We start from the raw sequence: 15,670 nt of genomic DNA on the forward strand, positions 1-15,670 counted from the left end.
GGGATCGGGAGGCAACATGGAAAACATGACTGTCAAGAACGTGAGCGTGGTGTTTCCGGGGCGGCGTCCCGGTCAGACCGTGCAGGCGCTCGACGATATCAACCTGACTATCCGCTCGGGTGACTTCGTGGTCGCGCTGGGCGCGTCTGGCTGCGGCAAGACTACGCTGTTATCGCTGATGGCCGGCTTCATCGCGCCGAGCCGGGGCGAGTTGCTGCTCGGTGGCGAACCCATTGCGGGGCCGGGCGCGGACCGCGGCGTGGTGTTCCAGAAGCATGCGCTCTTGCCGTGGCTCAACGTGATCGACAACGCGGAATTCGGCCTCAAGCTGCAAGGCGTGCCGCGCGCGCAGCGGCGTGAAATCGCCGTGCGCAACCTCGCGCTGGTCGGCTTGCAGGATTTCCACAAGCACATGATCTATCAGCTCTCCGGCGGCATGCAGCAGCGCGTCGGCATTGCCCGCGCGCTCACCTGCGATCCCGCCATGCTGCTGATGGACGAGCCGATGGCCGCGCTCGACGCGCTCACTCGCGAAACTATTCAGGAGCTGCTGCTCGACGTCTGGAAGAAGACCAACAAGATGTTCTTCTTCATCACGCACAGTGTGGAGGAAGCCCTGTTCCTCGCGAGTCGGCTGATCGTGATGTCGCCGCGTCCCGGCCGCATCACGCATACCTACGAACTGGACTTCAATCGCCGTTTTCTCGAAACGCGCGACGCACGGGCGATCAAATCGAGTCCCGATTTCATCGAAATGCGCGAGCGTGTCCTCAACATCATTTACGGCGACGAGAAGCTGCACGGCGCCGAGGCCGGAGTCGCTCATGTTTAGTTCTAAATCCGCTCATGCCGTGTTGCACGGCGAGGCCGCGCCCATGGAGACGAACACGCCGGTCCGGCCGCCCCGCCGACCGGGGCGCGGTCCCCGTATGCTCGCGAAGAAACCCGCCCGGCCCGGCGACACGTTCGGCGTGCCGGGGCAAGGCAGCAGTGTCGCCACCAGCCTCATCACCGTCGCCGCGTTCATCGCACTCTGGTTCGCGGCGACCAATCTGCACTGGATCAAGCCGCTGTTCCTGCCGTCGCCACAGGCCGTCTACGCGAAGTTCATCTTTGTCGCGACGGAAGGCTTTGCCAATTCGACGCTCGCGCAGCACACCGGCATCAGCCTGCTGCGGGTGTTCGGCGCATTCGCGCTCGCCTGTCTGACGGCGATACCCGTCGGCGTGATGATGGGCGTGTCGCGCTTCGCGCGCGGCGCATTCGATCCGCCCATCGAGTTCTACCGGCCGTTGCCGCCGCTCGCCTATCTGCCGCTCATCATCATCTGGTTCGGCATCGGCGAATTCTCGAAGGTGCTGTTGATCTACCTGGCGATCTTCGCGCCGCTCGCCATTGCCGCGCGTGCCGGCGTGCGGTCGGTGTCGATCGAACAGATTCACGCCGCGTATTCGATGGGCGCCTCGCGTACGCAAGTGGTGCTGTACGTGATCCTGAAGTCGGCGATGCCGGAGATCTTTACCGGCATGCGAATCGGCATCGGCGTGGGCTGGACCACGCTGGTGGCCGCCGAAATGGTCGCCTCGACCAGCGGCCTCGGCTTCATGGTGCTCAACGCGGCGGAATTCCTCGCGAGCGACGTGGTGATCATGGGGATCATCGTGATCGGCTTCTTTGCGCTCTGCTTCGATTTGCTGATGCGCTATATCGAACGCGTGCTGGTGCCCTGGAAAGGCAAAGTCTGAGGAAGCGTCGCGGTACTTCGCTGACATGGGCCCTTCTTCGGGCCCTTTCTTTTTTGCGTCACGTAGCGACCCGGCGCTGGACTCAGCGACTCCCCCAAGCTGGCTCTACCCCGTGGCCGTGCCCAACGGCAATATCAACCTCAACGGTAAGACATTTATCTTCCGCGATCGTCAATCCAGTCAGGGGGCCGCTTGAACGCCATCGTCAAACCCAGGATGCCTTGTGCAGTTCGGCACGAGGCCATGCGTATCGGTGGTGAAAAGATCACGCACACCGAAATCATCGAGGTGTTCAACCCCTATACGCGCGAACTGGTCGGCACCGTTCCGAAAGCCACCGTGGACGACGTGCGGCACGCCTTCGAGTATGCGCACGCCTATCGCGCGCGGCTCACGCGCTATGAGCGTGCGCAGATCCTGCGCCGCGCGGCGGATATCGTGCGCGAGCGGACCGCCGAAATCGCCGATCTGATTAGAGCGGAATCGGGGCTCTGTAAAAAGGATTCGCTATACGAAGCCGGCCGCGTCAGCGACGTATTGGTCTTCGGCGCCAATGAAGCGCTGAAGGACGACGGCCAGGTCTTCTCCTGCGATCTGACGCCGCACGGCAAACAGCGCCGCGTCTACACGCAGCGCGAGCCGCTGCTCGGCGTGATCTGCGCGATCACGCCGTTCAATCATCCGATGAACCAGGTGGCGCACAAGATCGTGCCGTCCATCGCCACCAACAACCGGATCGTCGTCAAGCCGTCCGAAAAGGTGCCGCTGTCCACGTGTCTGCTTGCCGACATTCTCTACAGCGCCGGCCTGCCGCCACAAATGCTCCAGGTGGTGACGGGCGACCCGAAAGACATCGCTGACGAACTCATTACGAACCGGCGCGTCGACCTGATCACATTCACCGGCGGGGTCGCCATCGGCAAATACATCGCGAGCAAGATGGGTTACCGCCGAGCAGTTTTGGAACTGGGCGGCAATGATCCGATCATCGTGATGGAAGACGCGGACCTCGACGAAGCGAGCACGCTGGCCGTTTCCGGCTCGTACAAGAACTCGGGGCAGCGCTGCACCGCCATCAAGCGGATGCTCGTGCATGAAGCGGTGGCGGACCGCTTCGTCGAATTGCTGGTGGAGAAGACCCGCGCGATACGCTACGGCGACCCGGCCGACCCTGCAATCGATATGGGCACCGTGATCGACGAGGACGCCGCGAAGTTCTTCGAAGCGCAAGTCAACGACGCCGTGAGCCGCGGCGCGAAGCTGCTGGTCGGCAACGTGCGCCGCGGCGCGCTCTATTCGCCGACCGTGGTCGATCGCGTCACGCCGGATATGCCGCTCGTCCGCTATGAAACCTTCGGGCCAGTTTCGCCGGTCATCCGCTTCCGCGATATCGACGAAGCGATCCGTATTTCCAACTCCACCGATTACGGCCTGTCCTCTTCCGTCTGCACCAACCGGCTCGACTACATCACGCGGTTTATCGCGGAGCTGGAAGTGGGCAGCGTGAACGTGCGCGAGGTGCCGGGCTACCGGCTCGAACTGACGCCGTTCGGCGGCATCAAGGATTCGGGGCTCGGCTACAAGGAAGGCGTTCAGGAAGCGATCAAGAGCTTTACCAACGTGAAGACGTACTCGTTGCCATGGCAGTGAGGGATAGTGACGCCTTTCGTCGCCATGGCACACATACTTTTTTTGATACAAAACGTTCCATTTATTTGAATTTAGGTTGACGCACAGGAACCGCTGACCTACATTTCAGACACCACGTATTTTTCGGTATTTTTTGTTCCACTTATCTCAAAGAGCTGGAGACACCCCATGAGCGAGCAGAATCCTTCCCCGCGTGACGCTACCGCCGACAACCGTGCCAGCGGCCCGCAGGCCATGACGCCGTCGGAAGCGTTTGTCGAAACCCTGGCGGCCAACGGCGTGACCGATATGTTCGGCATCATGGGCTCCGCCTTCATGGACGCCATGGATATCTTCGCGCCCGCCGGCATCCGCCTGATTCCGGTGGTGCACGAGCAAGGCGCCGGCCACATGGCCGACGGTTATTCGCGCGTCTCGGGACGTCACGGCGTGGTGATCGGCCAGAACGGCCCGGGCATCAGCAACTGCGTCACCGCCATTGCGGCGGCCTACTGGGCGCACAGCCCGGTCGTGATCGTCACGCCGGAGGCCGGCACCATGGGCATCGGTCTGGGTGGCTTCCAGGAAGCCAAACAACTGCCCATGTTCCAGGAGTTCACCAAGTATCAAGGCCACGTCACCCATCCGGCGCGCATGGCGGAATTCACGGGCCGCTGCTTCGACCGCGCGATGGCGGAGATGGGGCCGACGCAGTTGAATATCCCGCGCGATTACTTCTACGGTCAGGTCAAGGTGGAGATCCCCCAGCCGCAGCGTCTTGACCGCGGCGCGGGTGGTGAGCAAAGCCTGAACGAAGCGGCCGAACTGCTCGCGCAAGCCAAATTTCCGGTGATCATTTCCGGCGGCGGCGTGGTGATGGCCGATGCGATCGAAGAGTGCAAGGCGCTCGCCGAGCGCCTGAACGCACCGGTGGTCAACAGCTATCTGCACAACGACTCCTTCCCCGCCAACCATCCGCTGTGGTGCGGTCCGCTCGGCTATCAGGGCTCGAAGGCGGCGATGAAGCTGCTGTCGCGCGCCGACGTCGTGATCGCGCTCGGCTCGCGCCTCGGACCGTTCGGCACGCTGCCGCAGCACGGCATGGACTACTGGCCGACCAACGCCAAGATCATCCAGATCGATGCCGACCACAAGATGCTCGGCCTGGTGAAGAAGATCTCAGTGGGCATCTGCGGCGACGCGAAAGCCGCTGCCGTCGCGCTGACCGAGCGCCTTGCCGGACGCAAGATTGCCTGCGACGCCACGCGCGAGGAACGCGGCGGCCAGATCGCATCGGAGAAAGCGGCGTGGGAGAAAGAGCTCGACGACTGGACGCACGAACGCGACGCCTACAGCCTCGACATGATCGAGGAGCAGAAGCAGGAACGCACGCCCGGCGGCGGCACCTATCTGCATCCGCGCCAGGTGCTGCGCGAGTTGGAAAAGGCCATGCCCGAGGACGTGATGGTCTCGACCGACATCGGCAACATCAACTCGGTGGCCAACAGTTATCTGCGCTTTAACAAGCCGCGCAGCTTCTTCGCGGCGATGAGCTGGGGCAATTGCGGCTACGCGTTTCCGACCATCATCGGCGCCAAGGTCGCCGCGCCGCATCGCCCGGCCGTTTCGTATGCGGGCGATGGCGCATGGGGCATGAGCCTGATGGAAACCATGACCTGCGTGCGCCACAACATTCCGGTGACGGCGGTGGTGTTCCATAACCGCCAATGGGGCGCCGAGAAGAAGAACCAGGTGGACTTCTACAATCGCCGCTTCGTCGCGGGTGAACTCGACAACCAGAGCTTCGCCGCCATTGCCCGCGCGATGGGCGCCGAGGGCATCGTGGTGGACCGTCTCGAAGATGTCGGCCCGGCGCTCAAGCGCGCGATCGACGCGCAGATGAACCACGGCAAGACCACCATCATCGAGATCATGTGTACCCGTGAACTGGGTGATCCGTTCCGCCGCGACGCGCTCTCCAAGCCGGTGCGCATGCTCGACAAGTATAAGGACTACGTCTGAGCGTTTTGGGCGCCGGCGGGCTTCGTGCTCAGACGGACGGAGCCCGCCGCGCTCACAGGCCGGAAACAGTTGCGCCCGCACGGGCGCTCTGTCTCCGGCTTCTCCGTTGTACGTCTCGCTGCCTTTTCAACCGGCCACTCCTATGAAAGCCATCAACCGCATCATTGAACAAGCGCGCCATTCGCCGATGCGCATCGTGCTGAGCGAGGCCGAGGATCCGCGCGTGTTGCAGGCGGCGCAGCGCGCGAGCAGCGAAGGCATTGCGCGCATTCTGCTGGTCGGTGACGCCACGCGCATCCGGGAAGCCGCCGCCCGCTTCGACGTCGATCTAAACGGTATGGAACTGGTGGACCCCGCCACTTCGGCGCTGGCACCGTTATATGCCGACGAACTGTTCGCTCTGCGCAGCAAGAAAGGCATGACGCTCCAACAAGCACAGAGCGAAATCCTCAACCCGCTATGCTTCGCGAACCTGATGGTGCGCCTCGGCCACGCCGACGGTTCCGTGTCCGGCGCGGTCAACACCACCGCCGACGTGGTGCGTAACGCGATTCAGATCATCGGCATCGCGCCTTCATTCAAGCTCGTGTCGAGCTTCTTCCTGATGATGCTGTGCGAGCCGTTCCACACGCTCAAGGGCGGCCTGATCTTTTCCGACTGCGCGCTCGTGGTGGAACCCGATGCCGCCCAACTCGCCGAGATCGCGATGGCCGCGGCGGACAGCGCAAAAAGCCTGCTGATGGACGAGCCGCGCGTGGCGATGCTGTCGTTTTCGACGAGCGGCAGCGCTCATCATGCGGCCGTCGACAAAGTGGTCAACGCCACCCACATCGTGCAGGAACGCCGCCCGCATCTCGCGATCGACGGCGACGTGCAACTCGACGCGGCTATCGTCTCCGAAATCGCGCTTCGCAAGGTCAAGCACTCGCAGGTGGAGGGCCACGCCAACGTGCTGGTGTTTCCGAGTCTCGAGGCGGGCAACATCGGCTACAAGCTGGCCGAGCGGATCGGCGGCGCGAAGGCGATCGGCCCCTTGCTGCAAGGCCTGCGCAAGCCCGCCAATGACCTGTCGCGCGGCTGCAGCGCGGACGACATCTACTACGTCACCGCCGTCACCGCGGTTCAGGCTCAAGCCGCGCTCACGCATCCCGACGCCCTCCTCACACCGTCTCATTCATGATCGTTCAGAAGTTGCTGCCGCTCCTCGCACTGATGGGCGTCGCGAGCTATTTTCAAACCATTACCGGCTTCGGTCTGAGCATGATCGTCATCGGCGCCGCGAGCGGCCTCGACCTGGCGCCGGTCACGAGTCTCGCCGCTTTGCTCAGCCTCGTGACCCTCGCCAACAGCGCGACTGCCCTGCCCGGCAAATTTCATCACATCGACTGGCGCGCGGTGGGCGCCGCTACGCTGGGCATTCTGCCGTCGGTGGTCGCCGGCGTGCTGGTGCTGGATCTGTTGAGCAATGCGGCTTCCGGCGTGTTGCAACTGCTGCTGGGCGCCGTGGTGCTGTATGGCGGCCTGAGCGCGGCGCTGCGGCCGGCTCCGCTCGCTTGCCGCTCAGGCAATCGGAGTTTCTTCGTCAGCGGGGTGTTCGGTGGGCTGCTGAGCGGCATGTTCGGTGTATCCGGGCCGCCGTTGATTTTTCAGTTCTATCGCCAGCCGCTCTCGCTCGTGCAGATCCGCTACGCGTTGATTCTGATCTTTACGGTGACGTCGATCACTCGCACGCTGTTTAGCGCGTACGAGGGTCAACTCGACGCCGATCTCTGGATGCAGGCCGCGTTCGCGGTCCCGGTCGTCGCGCTGATGACGATCGTGGCGCGGCAGTATCCGCCGCCTCTGTCGGGTGTGATGACGCGCCGTATCGCGTATGCGATTCTGGTGGTGATTGGCGGCTCGCTGATTCTGCATGCGTTGCAGCAGTTGATCCGCTAAGGCGCCTGATAACGCCACGGTCCACCTACCGCCGTGCGCCGATCCATCCGACGAGTTCGGCGAACAGCGACATGTCCGGCGGTGTGGACAGATCGACCGCAAGACAACGGCGGTAATACGGACTGAGATCGAGTCCGACGCCAAGGCCCAGCAATTCGACGTCGCGCGCGGCTTCGTTGCGCGCGACTACTTGCTTCAGGTGATTGTCCAGGTAGTAGGTGTCGTTGACCTGAGCGGTGGCGCTGTCCATCGGACTGCCGTCCGAGATCACGACAAGAATCCGCCGCGCCTCGGCACGCGCGCGCAGGCGCGTGCAGGCCCAGTCGACCGCCTCGCCGTCCACGCCTTCGCGGAACAGATCGGCCTTGAACAACGCGGCGATGTCGGCGCGAGCGCGCCGCCAACTCGTCGCGGCATCCTTGAAGACGAGGTGGGCGAGCTCATTGAGCCGCCCCGGATGATGCGGCCGGCCGCCGGCCAGCCAGTCGAGCCGCGCGCGGCCGCCGTTCCAGGCGCCGGTCGAGAAACCCAAGACCTCGCTGGCGACACCGGCCTGATCGAGCGCGCGCGTGAGCACGTCCACCAGCAGCGCCACCGGCTCGATATAGGTTCGCATGGACCCCGAACAATCGATCAGAAAACTCACCACGCAATCGGCGATCGGCTTGTGCCGTTCTAGCAGAAACAAACGCCGCTCCGCCGGCGAGCTGACCAGTTGGGCGAGACGCCGGCCGTCGATGCGGCCGTGCTCTTCACCGAACGACCAACCATCGCGTTGCGGCACCGCGAGCGCGGCCTTGAGCGCATACGCGAGCCGCGGCACGTTGATGCGCTGCGCGGCGATGCGCTTGTCGAGCTGGTCGCGGTATTCCGCCAGCAACTCGCTGCGTATGCGCGAGCCCGGCACGAACTCGCGGTCGTAGCGCGTGGTGTACGCGAGGTAACGATGCTCGGCGTCTCTGAGAACGCGGCTCTCGCCGGTGGCGGCGAGGCCCATGTCGACCTGCTCGCCTTCGTCGGTGTCGAACCAGAGCGTGAACATGGCGCGCACGGCTTCGTCGTCTTCCGGTGCCTGCTCGTCTTCTTCGAGGGACTGCGCGCGCGCTTCACGCATCATCACGCCAACGAGACGGGCGAACTCGAGCGCATGAATCGCAAACTCGCCCTGCTCCATTCGATGCCGCCGCAGTGCCGCGAGCGGCACGCCCAACGTCGGTGTGATCGCGGCACGCGTGGCTTCGATCAGACCTTCGGTCTCTTCCAGTACGGGCCAGCCCGACAGACGCGACCAGACGATCTGGGCCACGGTGTACAGCAGAATGCCCAGGTGCCCGTCGATCAGTCCAGTGCGATAGAAAGCGCGCGACCATGTCTCGAAGCGATGGCGCAGATTCTGCGCGAGCCCCGGCATGCTGGCCGGTGCGAGCGCTTCGCAGCGCAACTGTTCGAACAGTTCGAACAGGAGCCGCTCGATCGGCTCGGCGGGACACAGCCTCGCGTGGAGCTGCGCATCGGAATGCGTCAGGCGTAATGCAGCACCGTCCGCTGCGCCGCGCAGGGACATCAGATCGTCGACCTGCGGGTCCGTGCGCAGATGCGGCGCGTGCAGCGGCAGCGCGCGCAGGCCACGGTACAGACGGCCGGCGCGGTAATGCAGCTCGGCGTCTCCGGTCAGTGCGCGCACCGCCGCCGCGCACAGGTTCTGACGCTGTTCGGCGCGGCGTGTTGCTTGCCGCTCGGCAGGCGTCATTGCGGCACCGTCGAGCGCGCCTCGCGCTCCGCCGCGCTTTCCATCTCCCTATCGAAGCAGCGTTGGAAATACTCAGCCACGATAGGCCGTTCCGCCTCGTCGCACTTGTTGACGAAGGTCAGGCGAAACGCCATCGCCGGATCGCGGAAGATCTGGCAATTCTCCGCCCAGTCGATCACCGTGCGCGGCGACATCAGCGTGGAGAGATCGCCGGTGGCGAAGCCTTTGCGCGTCAATTCCGCCACGCTGATCATCGACTCGATCAGCGCGCGGCCGGTCGCGTCGGCGAGTTCCGGCACGCGCGCCAGCACGATGCTGGCCTCTTCGGCGCGCGGCAGATAGTTGAGCGTGGCCACCACGTTCCACCGGTCCATCTGCGCGTGATTCAACAACTGCGTGCCGTGGTAAAGGCCATTCAGATTGCCGAGGCCGACCGTATTGGTCGTGGCGAACAACCGGAAGTACGGATGTGGATGAATCACGCGGTTCTGATCGAGCAGCGTGAATTTGCCGTCGCGCTCGAGAATGCGCTGGATCACGAACATCACGTCGGGACGGCCGGCGTCGTATTCGTCGAAGATCAACGCCATGGGCCGTTGCAGCGCCCACGGCACGATGCCTTCCTGGAATTCGGTGACCTGCACGTCGTCGCGCACGATGATCGCGTCTTTGCCCACCAGATCAAGACGGCTGATATGCCCGTCGAGATTCACGCGCACGCAGGGCCAGTTCAGACGCGCCGCAACCTGCTCGATGTGCGTGGATTTGCCCGTGCCGTGCAAGCCCTGCACCATCACGCGGCGCTCGCGCATGAAGCCGGCGAGAATCGCCAGCGTCACTTCAGGATTGAAGCGGTACACCTCGTCGATCTCCGGAACGTGGTCGTCGCGTTCGCTGAAGGCCGGCACCATCAAGCCTGAGTCGATGCCAAACAACGTGCGCACCGAGACCATCCGGTCCGGCTTGCCTGTCACGATATCGGTCACTACGGTCTCCTCCGCACTTCGTCACGACGGGGGCCGGCGCCCAGCAAACAGGCGGCGCGGCCTCGCCGGTCCATCATACGCACTTTCTTTTTTCGATACAAATCATCTCGTTTTTTTACAGCCTACGCGCCATTCTCATATCAGTGATGGTGGTGCCGGTATTCCAGCGTGTCCGGTTCGCTGAACCCGGCGCCCGTCTTGCGGACGCGCAGCAGATAAGCGAGAAGCAGCACACCGAGGCTCGCGACCCCGAACCACAACGGCTGACGCTGCTCGGGAATGAACGCCATCGCCACCAGAATGCCGACCATGCCGATGATCGCGACCCACGTGAGATACGGGTAGCACCACATCCTGACGCGCAGTTTCTCTGGCGCATCCCGTTCGATGCGGGCGCGCAGTTTCAGTTGCGAGATCGCGATCAGCACGTAGACGAAAATCGCCACCGTGCCGTACGAATTCACGAGGAAGGCGAACACCGTATCCGGCGACACATACGACATCACCACCGACGCGTAGCCAAACACGGTGCCGATCAGAATCGCGCGCACCGGCACGCCGCGGCGATTGACCTTGGCGAGCGCGGCAGGCGCATCGCCATGGCGCGTCAGCGCGAAGATCATCCGCGACGCGGCGTAGAGCCCCGAATTGAGCGCCGACAGCACCGCGGTGAGCACGATCGCGTTCATGACGCTGGCGGCGGCCGGAATACCCATGGCATCGAGCGCGCTGACGTACGGCGTCGCCATCTTCGGAGAGTTCCAGGGCACAAGCGCGACGACGAGCAGGATCGAGCCGACATAAAAAACCAGCACACGCGTGATCACCGAGTTCGTCGCTTTGGCGACGGCCTTGGCCGGCTCCTGCGCTTCAGCCGCCGCGATCGTGACGATCTCCGCGCCGAAGTAAAAGCCCGTGGCGGCAACCGCTCCGCTCAGCACGGGTCCGATGCCCTTCGGCATCAAGCCGCCGTGCGAGAGCAGCGTCGGCAGCACGGCGGTGACGTGCTTCGCCGCGGGCCACAGTCCCAGCACATACATGCCGCCGAGAAACAGAAACACCATGATCGCCGCGACCTTGATCGACGCGAACCAGAACTCGAACTCGCCGTAACTGCCGACTGAGACCAGGTTGGTCGCCGTGAGCGTCACCAGCAATACGAGACTGATCGCCCACGCGGGAACATCCGGCAACCAGAACTGCACGAGCTTCGCGCCCGCCACGGCCTCCACCGCGACGACGATGACCCAGAAATACCAGTACATCCAGCCGGTCAGAAAGCCCGCAAGATTGCCGGAGGCGCGCTTGCCGCCGAACGCCAGCCGCGCGTATTCATAGAACGAGCCGACGGCCGGCATCGCGCAGGCCATTTCGCCGAGCATCCGCATGACCAGCACGACCAGCGCGCCGGTGATCAGAAACGACAGCACCGCCGCGGGGCCGGCCTGTTGCACGACCACGCCGCTGCCGACGAAGAGCCCCGCGCCGATCACGCCGCCGAGCGCGATCATCGTCATGTGGCGCTGTTTGAGGCCCGCCTTCAATTCCGTTGTATCTGTAGATCGCTGCATGTCACCTCCACGTTCCGTTATCCGATCGCGGACCGGGCCGGTCTGCCATGCAGCCGCCCAGGTCCTGCCGTCTTCAAGACTGGATGAGGCGAGGACGCCCATGCGTCTCGCCCTATGATTTTTTATGAAGCACCGCGCAGCCTGGGCGCATGCTGCAAGTGTGCGCCGTTTGCGCCGTGCGCGCGGCAAGTTGCGAGTTCAGCGCCGCATGCGCGCGGGTGAATCTCCGCCCGCGGCATCAGGGCTTTTCGTCGCGGCGGAAATAAAGCTGATACAGCATCCGCTGGCCGATTCGCCGGAATGGCGCAAACGGGTGCCCCGGCAAGGGCGACGTGAAGATCGGCAGCGTCTGTTTCGTGCCCTTTCCCGCGATGCGTTCGGCGAGCCGCCGCCCGGCCTGCTGCGAATACGACACGCCGTTGCCGCCGTAGCCGAGCGCGTAGTACACCGTCTGCATCGGATCCGGTTGATACACGCGCGGCATCATGTCGTGGCTGACGTCCACCCAGCCCCACCATGAATAATCGATCGCGACGCCGCGCAAGGCCGGAAATTTGCGCAACATGCCTTCCACCAGCAGATCGTAGTGGCGCGAATTGGGCGCGTCGGCGCCGGTGATCGCGGAACGGCTGCCGATCTGCAAGCGGTTGTCAGGCAGGAAGCGATAGTAGAAGCGCAGCGTGCGTGTGTCGGTGAGCACCTGGGTCGTGCGAAAGTTGCATGCGTCGATTTCCTGCTTCGTGAGCGGTCGCGTGACCATTGAATTCGACAGGATCGGCATGATGCGGCTGCGCAGCGAGTTGTGCAGCGTTTGCGCCGTATACGCGCCGGTTGCAATGCCGACCGCGCGCGCCCGCACAATACCGCCAGGTGTGCGCAAATGATGCACGCCATTGATCGTCTCCCAGCCGAGCACGGGGCTCGCCGGATGCACCTTGGCGCCCGCTTCGCGGGCCAGCCGCAGATAGCCGAAGGCGAGCTTCAATGCATGAATGCCGATGCCTTCCGGCTCGTGCAGCGCGCCGGCCGCTTCGTGATCGTTGACGTACTCGCGCTGGAAGGTCTGCTTGTCGATCAGCTCGGACGGATAGCCGAACACGTCTTTCCAGACCTTGGCCTCGGCCGCCAGCTTCTGCATGATGCGCGGACGGTGCGCGATCAGAAAGTGGCCGCCGGGTTGCGGATCGCAATCGATCTCCGCGATCAACGACTTGAAGTTATCGAAACCTTCCTGAATCTCGTCGTGCATTTTCAACGCGACGTCTTTACCCCAACGTTCGATCCATTGGGAACGCGACAACCGGCCCGAGGCATTCTGACCTTGCCCGCCGTTGCGGCTGCTGCAGCCCCAACTCGTCTTGTTGGCTTCCAGCACGACCGCCTTGATGCCGTGCTCCCGCGCGAGACAAAGCGCCGTGGCGAGCCCGGTATAGCCGCCGCCGATGATCGCCACATCCACGTCGACATCCGCCGTGATCGGACCATCGTCTTCGGGCGGTGTGCCCGCGGTCGCGACCCAGTAGGTCGGCGCGTATTGCTTGCCCCAGCCCGGTCCCGGCGACACCAGCGGGTCGTACGCCGGATCGTAGCGCGTATCGTCTTCGCGGCCGGACGGCATGCCTTGCGCGACGCGTTCGATTTCACTGTGCTCCATGTGAAGCTCCCGATCAGCGTGCGAGGTTCTGCTTCGGACGTTCCTTGCGGAAGGCCCGCTTGACCGCGATGAGGCCGTCGCGGAACTCGAACAGGTCACAACCTTCCGCCTCGATACGCCAGCCTTCCGCGTGCGTTCCCGTGAACACCCACTCGGACACGCCGCGTTCGCCGCTCACGTAGTGGCGCCCCTTGCCCCAATGCGCGTCGGGAAAGGTCTTGAAGACCGCTTCGAACGCCGCGCGGGTCGCGTCGCGGCCCACGAAGCGCGTGCCGAAGACTTCCGGACCGCCTGCTGCATCGAACACGCAATCGTCGGTCATGAAGGTCATCAACGCATCCGCGTCATGACGATTGAACGCATCGGAAAACGCGGCCAGCGTCTCGGCCGTGACGTGCTGCAGCGGGGTCTGTGTTTGAGCCATTGCTTTCTCCTCCTGGATGACTTTCGCTTTCGTTTCGATAAGGCATGAGACGCAGCCGGCGGCTGGCGATCCGTGAGGAAATTGTAGGCAGGGGGTCTGTCCGACGGGTAGGTCCAGTGCGGTGCTTTCGCCTGGTGCAGCGAGTACGGACGCGGGTTTCGCCGTATCCACGGCATTTGCTGAATTGGACTCATAGACTCCCGGCAACTGGCTCTATGGTTCTATTTTTTTGTTCGGCAACACTGAGGGTACTGGCCGTTATCTTCACCGATTGCCTGTCCTTGCGCGACTGCCAGAGCTGTTGGCCGCGCCTGTCCACGACTTCACGCTGCGAGGAGTTAAGGTGCTCAAACTGTTTATCGGACTCGGCATTCCCTATCTGGGCGTGGTCGGCCTGCTGCCGTGGGTGGCGTCCGTCGACCGCTTCGTATTGGGCGTGCCGTTCATCTACGCCTGGATCTTCGCGTGGTTCATCCTCACCTCCGGGTGCCTGATGATCTGCTGGCGCGTGTTCGACTGCCGCCACGACGAGTCCCACCCGCAAAACCGCTAAAGGAGTGTCCGGATGGCCACCGCAGTCTTTCTCGGCTTTCTCGCTTTCTCGCTCTACCTGGCGATCCGTTCGAACAAGGGACGTGGTCCGCAAAGCGTGCATGACTTCTTCGTGGCGTCGCGGCAATTCGGCGCCTACCTCGTGTTCTTCCTCGCGGCCGGCGAGATCTACAGCATCGGCACGATGGTCGGCTTTCCGGGCGGCATCTATGCCAAAGGACCGACCTACGGCGTCTGGTTTCTCGGCTACATTCTGCTGGCCTATCCCGTCGGCTATTTCATCGGTCCGAAGATCTGGCAAGCCGGCAAGCGCTATAACGCGATCACCCTGCCCGATCTGTTCAAGGGACATTTTCAGAGCCGCTCGCTCGAACTGATCGTCGCGGGCTCGGCGATCGTCTTTCTGCTTCCGTGGGGGCAGTTGCAGTTCACCGGGCTAGTGGCCGCATTGAACGGTCTCGGCTGGAACTTCAAACCGCTGTATCTGATCCTGTTTGCGGCGTTGCTCGCGTTCACCTATATCGCGATCGCCGGCGTACGCGCATCGGCGTATATCGCCGTGCTGAAGGATATCCTGATGGTCGTCGCGATCGTCGTCACCGGTGTCGCTGTCTCGATGGAAGTCGGCGTGACCGAAGTGTTTCATGCGGCCAGCCTGCATGTGAGCAACCGGATGAATTCGCACCAGTTGACCTTCTCGATGAGCACCATGCTGTTCCAGTCGCTCGGCTTCTACGTCATGCCGTTCGCGGTGCAGAACTTCTTTACCGCGAAAAGCGCGAACACGATCCGCCGCACGCAGGTCGCCATGCCGCTGTACATGCTGATGTATCCGTTTCTCGTGGTCGCGTCGTACTATGCGATCAGTCAGAACCTGCATCTCGCGTCGCCCAATGAAGCATTCTTCGCTGCCGCGATCCGGCTGTTGCCGGGCTGGCTGCTCGGACTCGTCGCCGCCGGCGCGTCGCTCTCCGGCTTGCTCGTGCTGGCCGGCATCTGTCTCGCGATCGGCCCGATCGTCACACGCAATCTCCTGCCTGGCATGCCGGAAGCTCGCCAGAAGACGAGCGCGAAAGTGGTGATCGTGCTGTACCTGCTGGTGTCGATCGTGATGACGCTGCTCACGCCGAATCTGATGCTCACGCTGATCAACACCACGTATTACGGCGTGACGCAGTTCTTCCCCGGCGTGATGGTCGTACTGTTCGGATTGCGCGTGCGGCCGTCCGCCATCGCGTCCGGCATGTTGACCGGGCAGGTGCTCGCGATCATCCTGTACGTATTGCAGATCGACCTCGGCGGCTTCAATCTGGGACTGGTATGCCTCGGCGTGAATCTGCTGGTGCTGACGGCGGTGAACCTCACCGCGAAACCGAGCCGCGCGCACGCGCTCGGTTGA

The 15,670-nt window shown here is 63.4% G+C and carries 13 protein-coding genes; 8 read left to right on the forward strand and 5 right to left on the reverse strand.

Annotation, left to right across the window (positions count from 1 at the left end; genetic code table 11):
- Positions 1 to 16 precede the first annotated feature (16 nt).
- From P0D73_RS01465 to P0D73_RS01490, 6 genes are all read left to right on the forward strand, one after another.
- The gene (locus tag P0D73_RS01465; protein WP_408175111.1) at positions 17 to 832 is read left to right on the forward strand and encodes a taurine ABC transporter ATP-binding protein; all 816 of its coding nucleotides are present in this window, start codon (positions 17 to 19) and stop codon (positions 830 to 832) included.
- Positions 825 to 1,745 carry an ABC transporter permease subunit gene (locus P0D73_RS01470; protein WP_408175113.1) on the forward strand — a complete coding sequence of 307 codons (921 nt, stop codon included), beginning with the start codon at positions 825 to 827 and terminating at the stop codon, positions 1,743 to 1,745. Before P0D73_RS01465 ends, P0D73_RS01470 begins: the two co-directional genes overlap by 8 nt.
- A 216-nt stretch (positions 1,746 to 1,961) precedes the next feature.
- The gene (gene phnY / locus P0D73_RS01475) at positions 1,962 to 3,395 is read left to right on the forward strand and encodes a phosphonoacetaldehyde dehydrogenase (RefSeq protein WP_408175373.1); all 1,434 of its coding nucleotides are present in this window, start codon (positions 1,962 to 1,964) and stop codon (positions 3,393 to 3,395) included.
- A 168-nt stretch (positions 3,396 to 3,563) separates the two neighbouring features.
- Entirely contained in the window at positions 3,564 to 5,396 is a 1,833-nt protein-coding gene (xsc, locus tag P0D73_RS01480; protein ID WP_207915703.1) for a sulfoacetaldehyde acetyltransferase, read from the forward strand.
- A gap of 142 nt (positions 5,397 to 5,538) precedes the next feature.
- Entirely contained in the window at positions 5,539 to 6,576 is a 1,038-nt protein-coding gene (gene pta, locus P0D73_RS01485) for a phosphate acetyltransferase (protein ID WP_408429241.1), read from the forward strand.
- Positions 6,573 to 7,334: a sulfite exporter TauE/SafE family protein gene (locus P0D73_RS01490; protein WP_408429243.1), complete on the forward strand. Its 762-nt coding sequence runs from the start codon at positions 6,573 to 6,575 to the stop codon at positions 7,332 to 7,334. The genes pta and P0D73_RS01490 overlap by 4 nt, the downstream gene beginning before the upstream one ends.
- Before the next feature lie 25 nt (positions 7,335 to 7,359).
- On the opposite strand, the gene P0D73_RS01495 is transcribed toward P0D73_RS01490, so the two are convergent.
- The 5 genes from P0D73_RS01495 to P0D73_RS01515 form a co-directional block, all read right to left on the reverse strand.
- Positions 7,360 to 9,084 (reverse strand): cobaltochelatase CobT-related protein, encoded by a 1,725-nt coding sequence (locus P0D73_RS01495; RefSeq protein WP_408429246.1) that lies wholly within the window; start codon positions 9,082 to 9,084, stop codon positions 7,360 to 7,362.
- Complete coding sequence (locus P0D73_RS01500) at positions 9,081 to 10,070, reverse strand: AAA family ATPase (protein ID WP_408429249.1); 990 nt, start codon at positions 10,068 to 10,070, stop codon at positions 9,081 to 9,083. Before P0D73_RS01500 ends, P0D73_RS01495 begins: the two co-directional genes overlap by 4 nt.
- A 140-nt stretch (positions 10,071 to 10,210) precedes the next feature.
- Positions 10,211 to 11,641 (reverse strand): amino acid permease, encoded by a 1,431-nt coding sequence (locus P0D73_RS01505; protein ID WP_132377990.1) that lies wholly within the window; start codon positions 11,639 to 11,641, stop codon positions 10,211 to 10,213.
- A gap of 238 nt (positions 11,642 to 11,879) precedes the next feature.
- Entirely contained in the window at positions 11,880 to 13,295 is a 1,416-nt protein-coding gene (locus tag P0D73_RS01510) for an NAD(P)/FAD-dependent oxidoreductase (protein ID WP_408429252.1), read from the reverse strand.
- A 13-nt stretch (positions 13,296 to 13,308) separates the two neighbouring features.
- A complete protein-coding gene (locus P0D73_RS01515; RefSeq protein ID WP_132377992.1) occupies positions 13,309 to 13,719 on the reverse strand; it encodes a nuclear transport factor 2 family protein in 411 nt (136 codons plus the stop codon).
- 343 nt (positions 13,720 to 14,062) lie between these two features.
- Between P0D73_RS01515 and P0D73_RS01520 the strand changes: the two genes are divergently transcribed.
- Positions 14,063 to 14,272, forward strand: coding sequence for a DUF3311 domain-containing protein (locus P0D73_RS01520; RefSeq protein ID WP_106300676.1), 210 nt, complete (start codon positions 14,063 to 14,065; stop codon positions 14,270 to 14,272).
- A gap of 12 nt (positions 14,273 to 14,284) precedes the next feature.
- A complete protein-coding gene (locus P0D73_RS01525) occupies positions 14,285 to 15,670 on the forward strand; it encodes a sodium:solute symporter family protein (RefSeq protein ID WP_408249119.1) in 1,386 nt (461 codons plus the stop codon).

Origin of the sequence: Paraburkholderia sp. RL18-101-BIB-B, assembly GCF_046026985.1 — a bacterium.
GTDB lineage: Bacteria > Pseudomonadota > Gammaproteobacteria > Burkholderiales > Burkholderiaceae > Paraburkholderia.

Excerpts from the sequence above, each read along its gene's own strand:
- P0D73_RS01490 (WP_408429243.1), top strand. The coding sequence starts at position 6,573 with ATGATCGTTCAGAAGTTGCTGCCGCTCCTCGCACTGATGGGCGTCGCG.
- P0D73_RS01525 (WP_408249119.1), top strand. The coding sequence starts at position 14,285 with ATGGCCACCGCAGTCTTTCTCGGCTTTCTCGCTTTCTCGCTCTACCTG.
- P0D73_RS01515 (WP_132377992.1), bottom strand. The coding sequence starts at position 13,719 with ATGGCTCAAACACAGACCCCGCTGCAGCACGTCACGGCCGAGACGCTG.
- phnY (WP_408175373.1), top strand. The coding sequence starts at position 1,962 with ATGCCTTGTGCAGTTCGGCACGAGGCCATGCGTATCGGTGGTGAAAAG.
- P0D73_RS01505 (WP_132377990.1), bottom strand. The coding sequence starts at position 11,641 with ATGCAGCGATCTACAGATACAACGGAATTGAAGGCGGGCCTCAAACAG.
- P0D73_RS01470 (WP_408175113.1), top strand. The coding sequence starts at position 825 with ATGTTTAGTTCTAAATCCGCTCATGCCGTGTTGCACGGCGAGGCCGCG.
- P0D73_RS01495 (WP_408429246.1), bottom strand. The coding sequence starts at position 9,084 with ATGACGCCTGCCGAGCGGCAAGCAACACGCCGCGCCGAACAGCGTCAG.
- P0D73_RS01465 (WP_408175111.1), top strand. The coding sequence starts at position 17 with ATGGAAAACATGACTGTCAAGAACGTGAGCGTGGTGTTTCCGGGGCGG.
- P0D73_RS01510 (WP_408429252.1), bottom strand. The coding sequence starts at position 13,295 with ATGGAGCACAGTGAAATCGAACGCGTCGCGCAAGGCATGCCGTCCGGC.
- xsc (WP_207915703.1), top strand. The coding sequence starts at position 3,564 with ATGAGCGAGCAGAATCCTTCCCCGCGTGACGCTACCGCCGACAACCGT.
- pta (WP_408429241.1), top strand. The coding sequence starts at position 5,539 with ATGAAAGCCATCAACCGCATCATTGAACAAGCGCGCCATTCGCCGATG.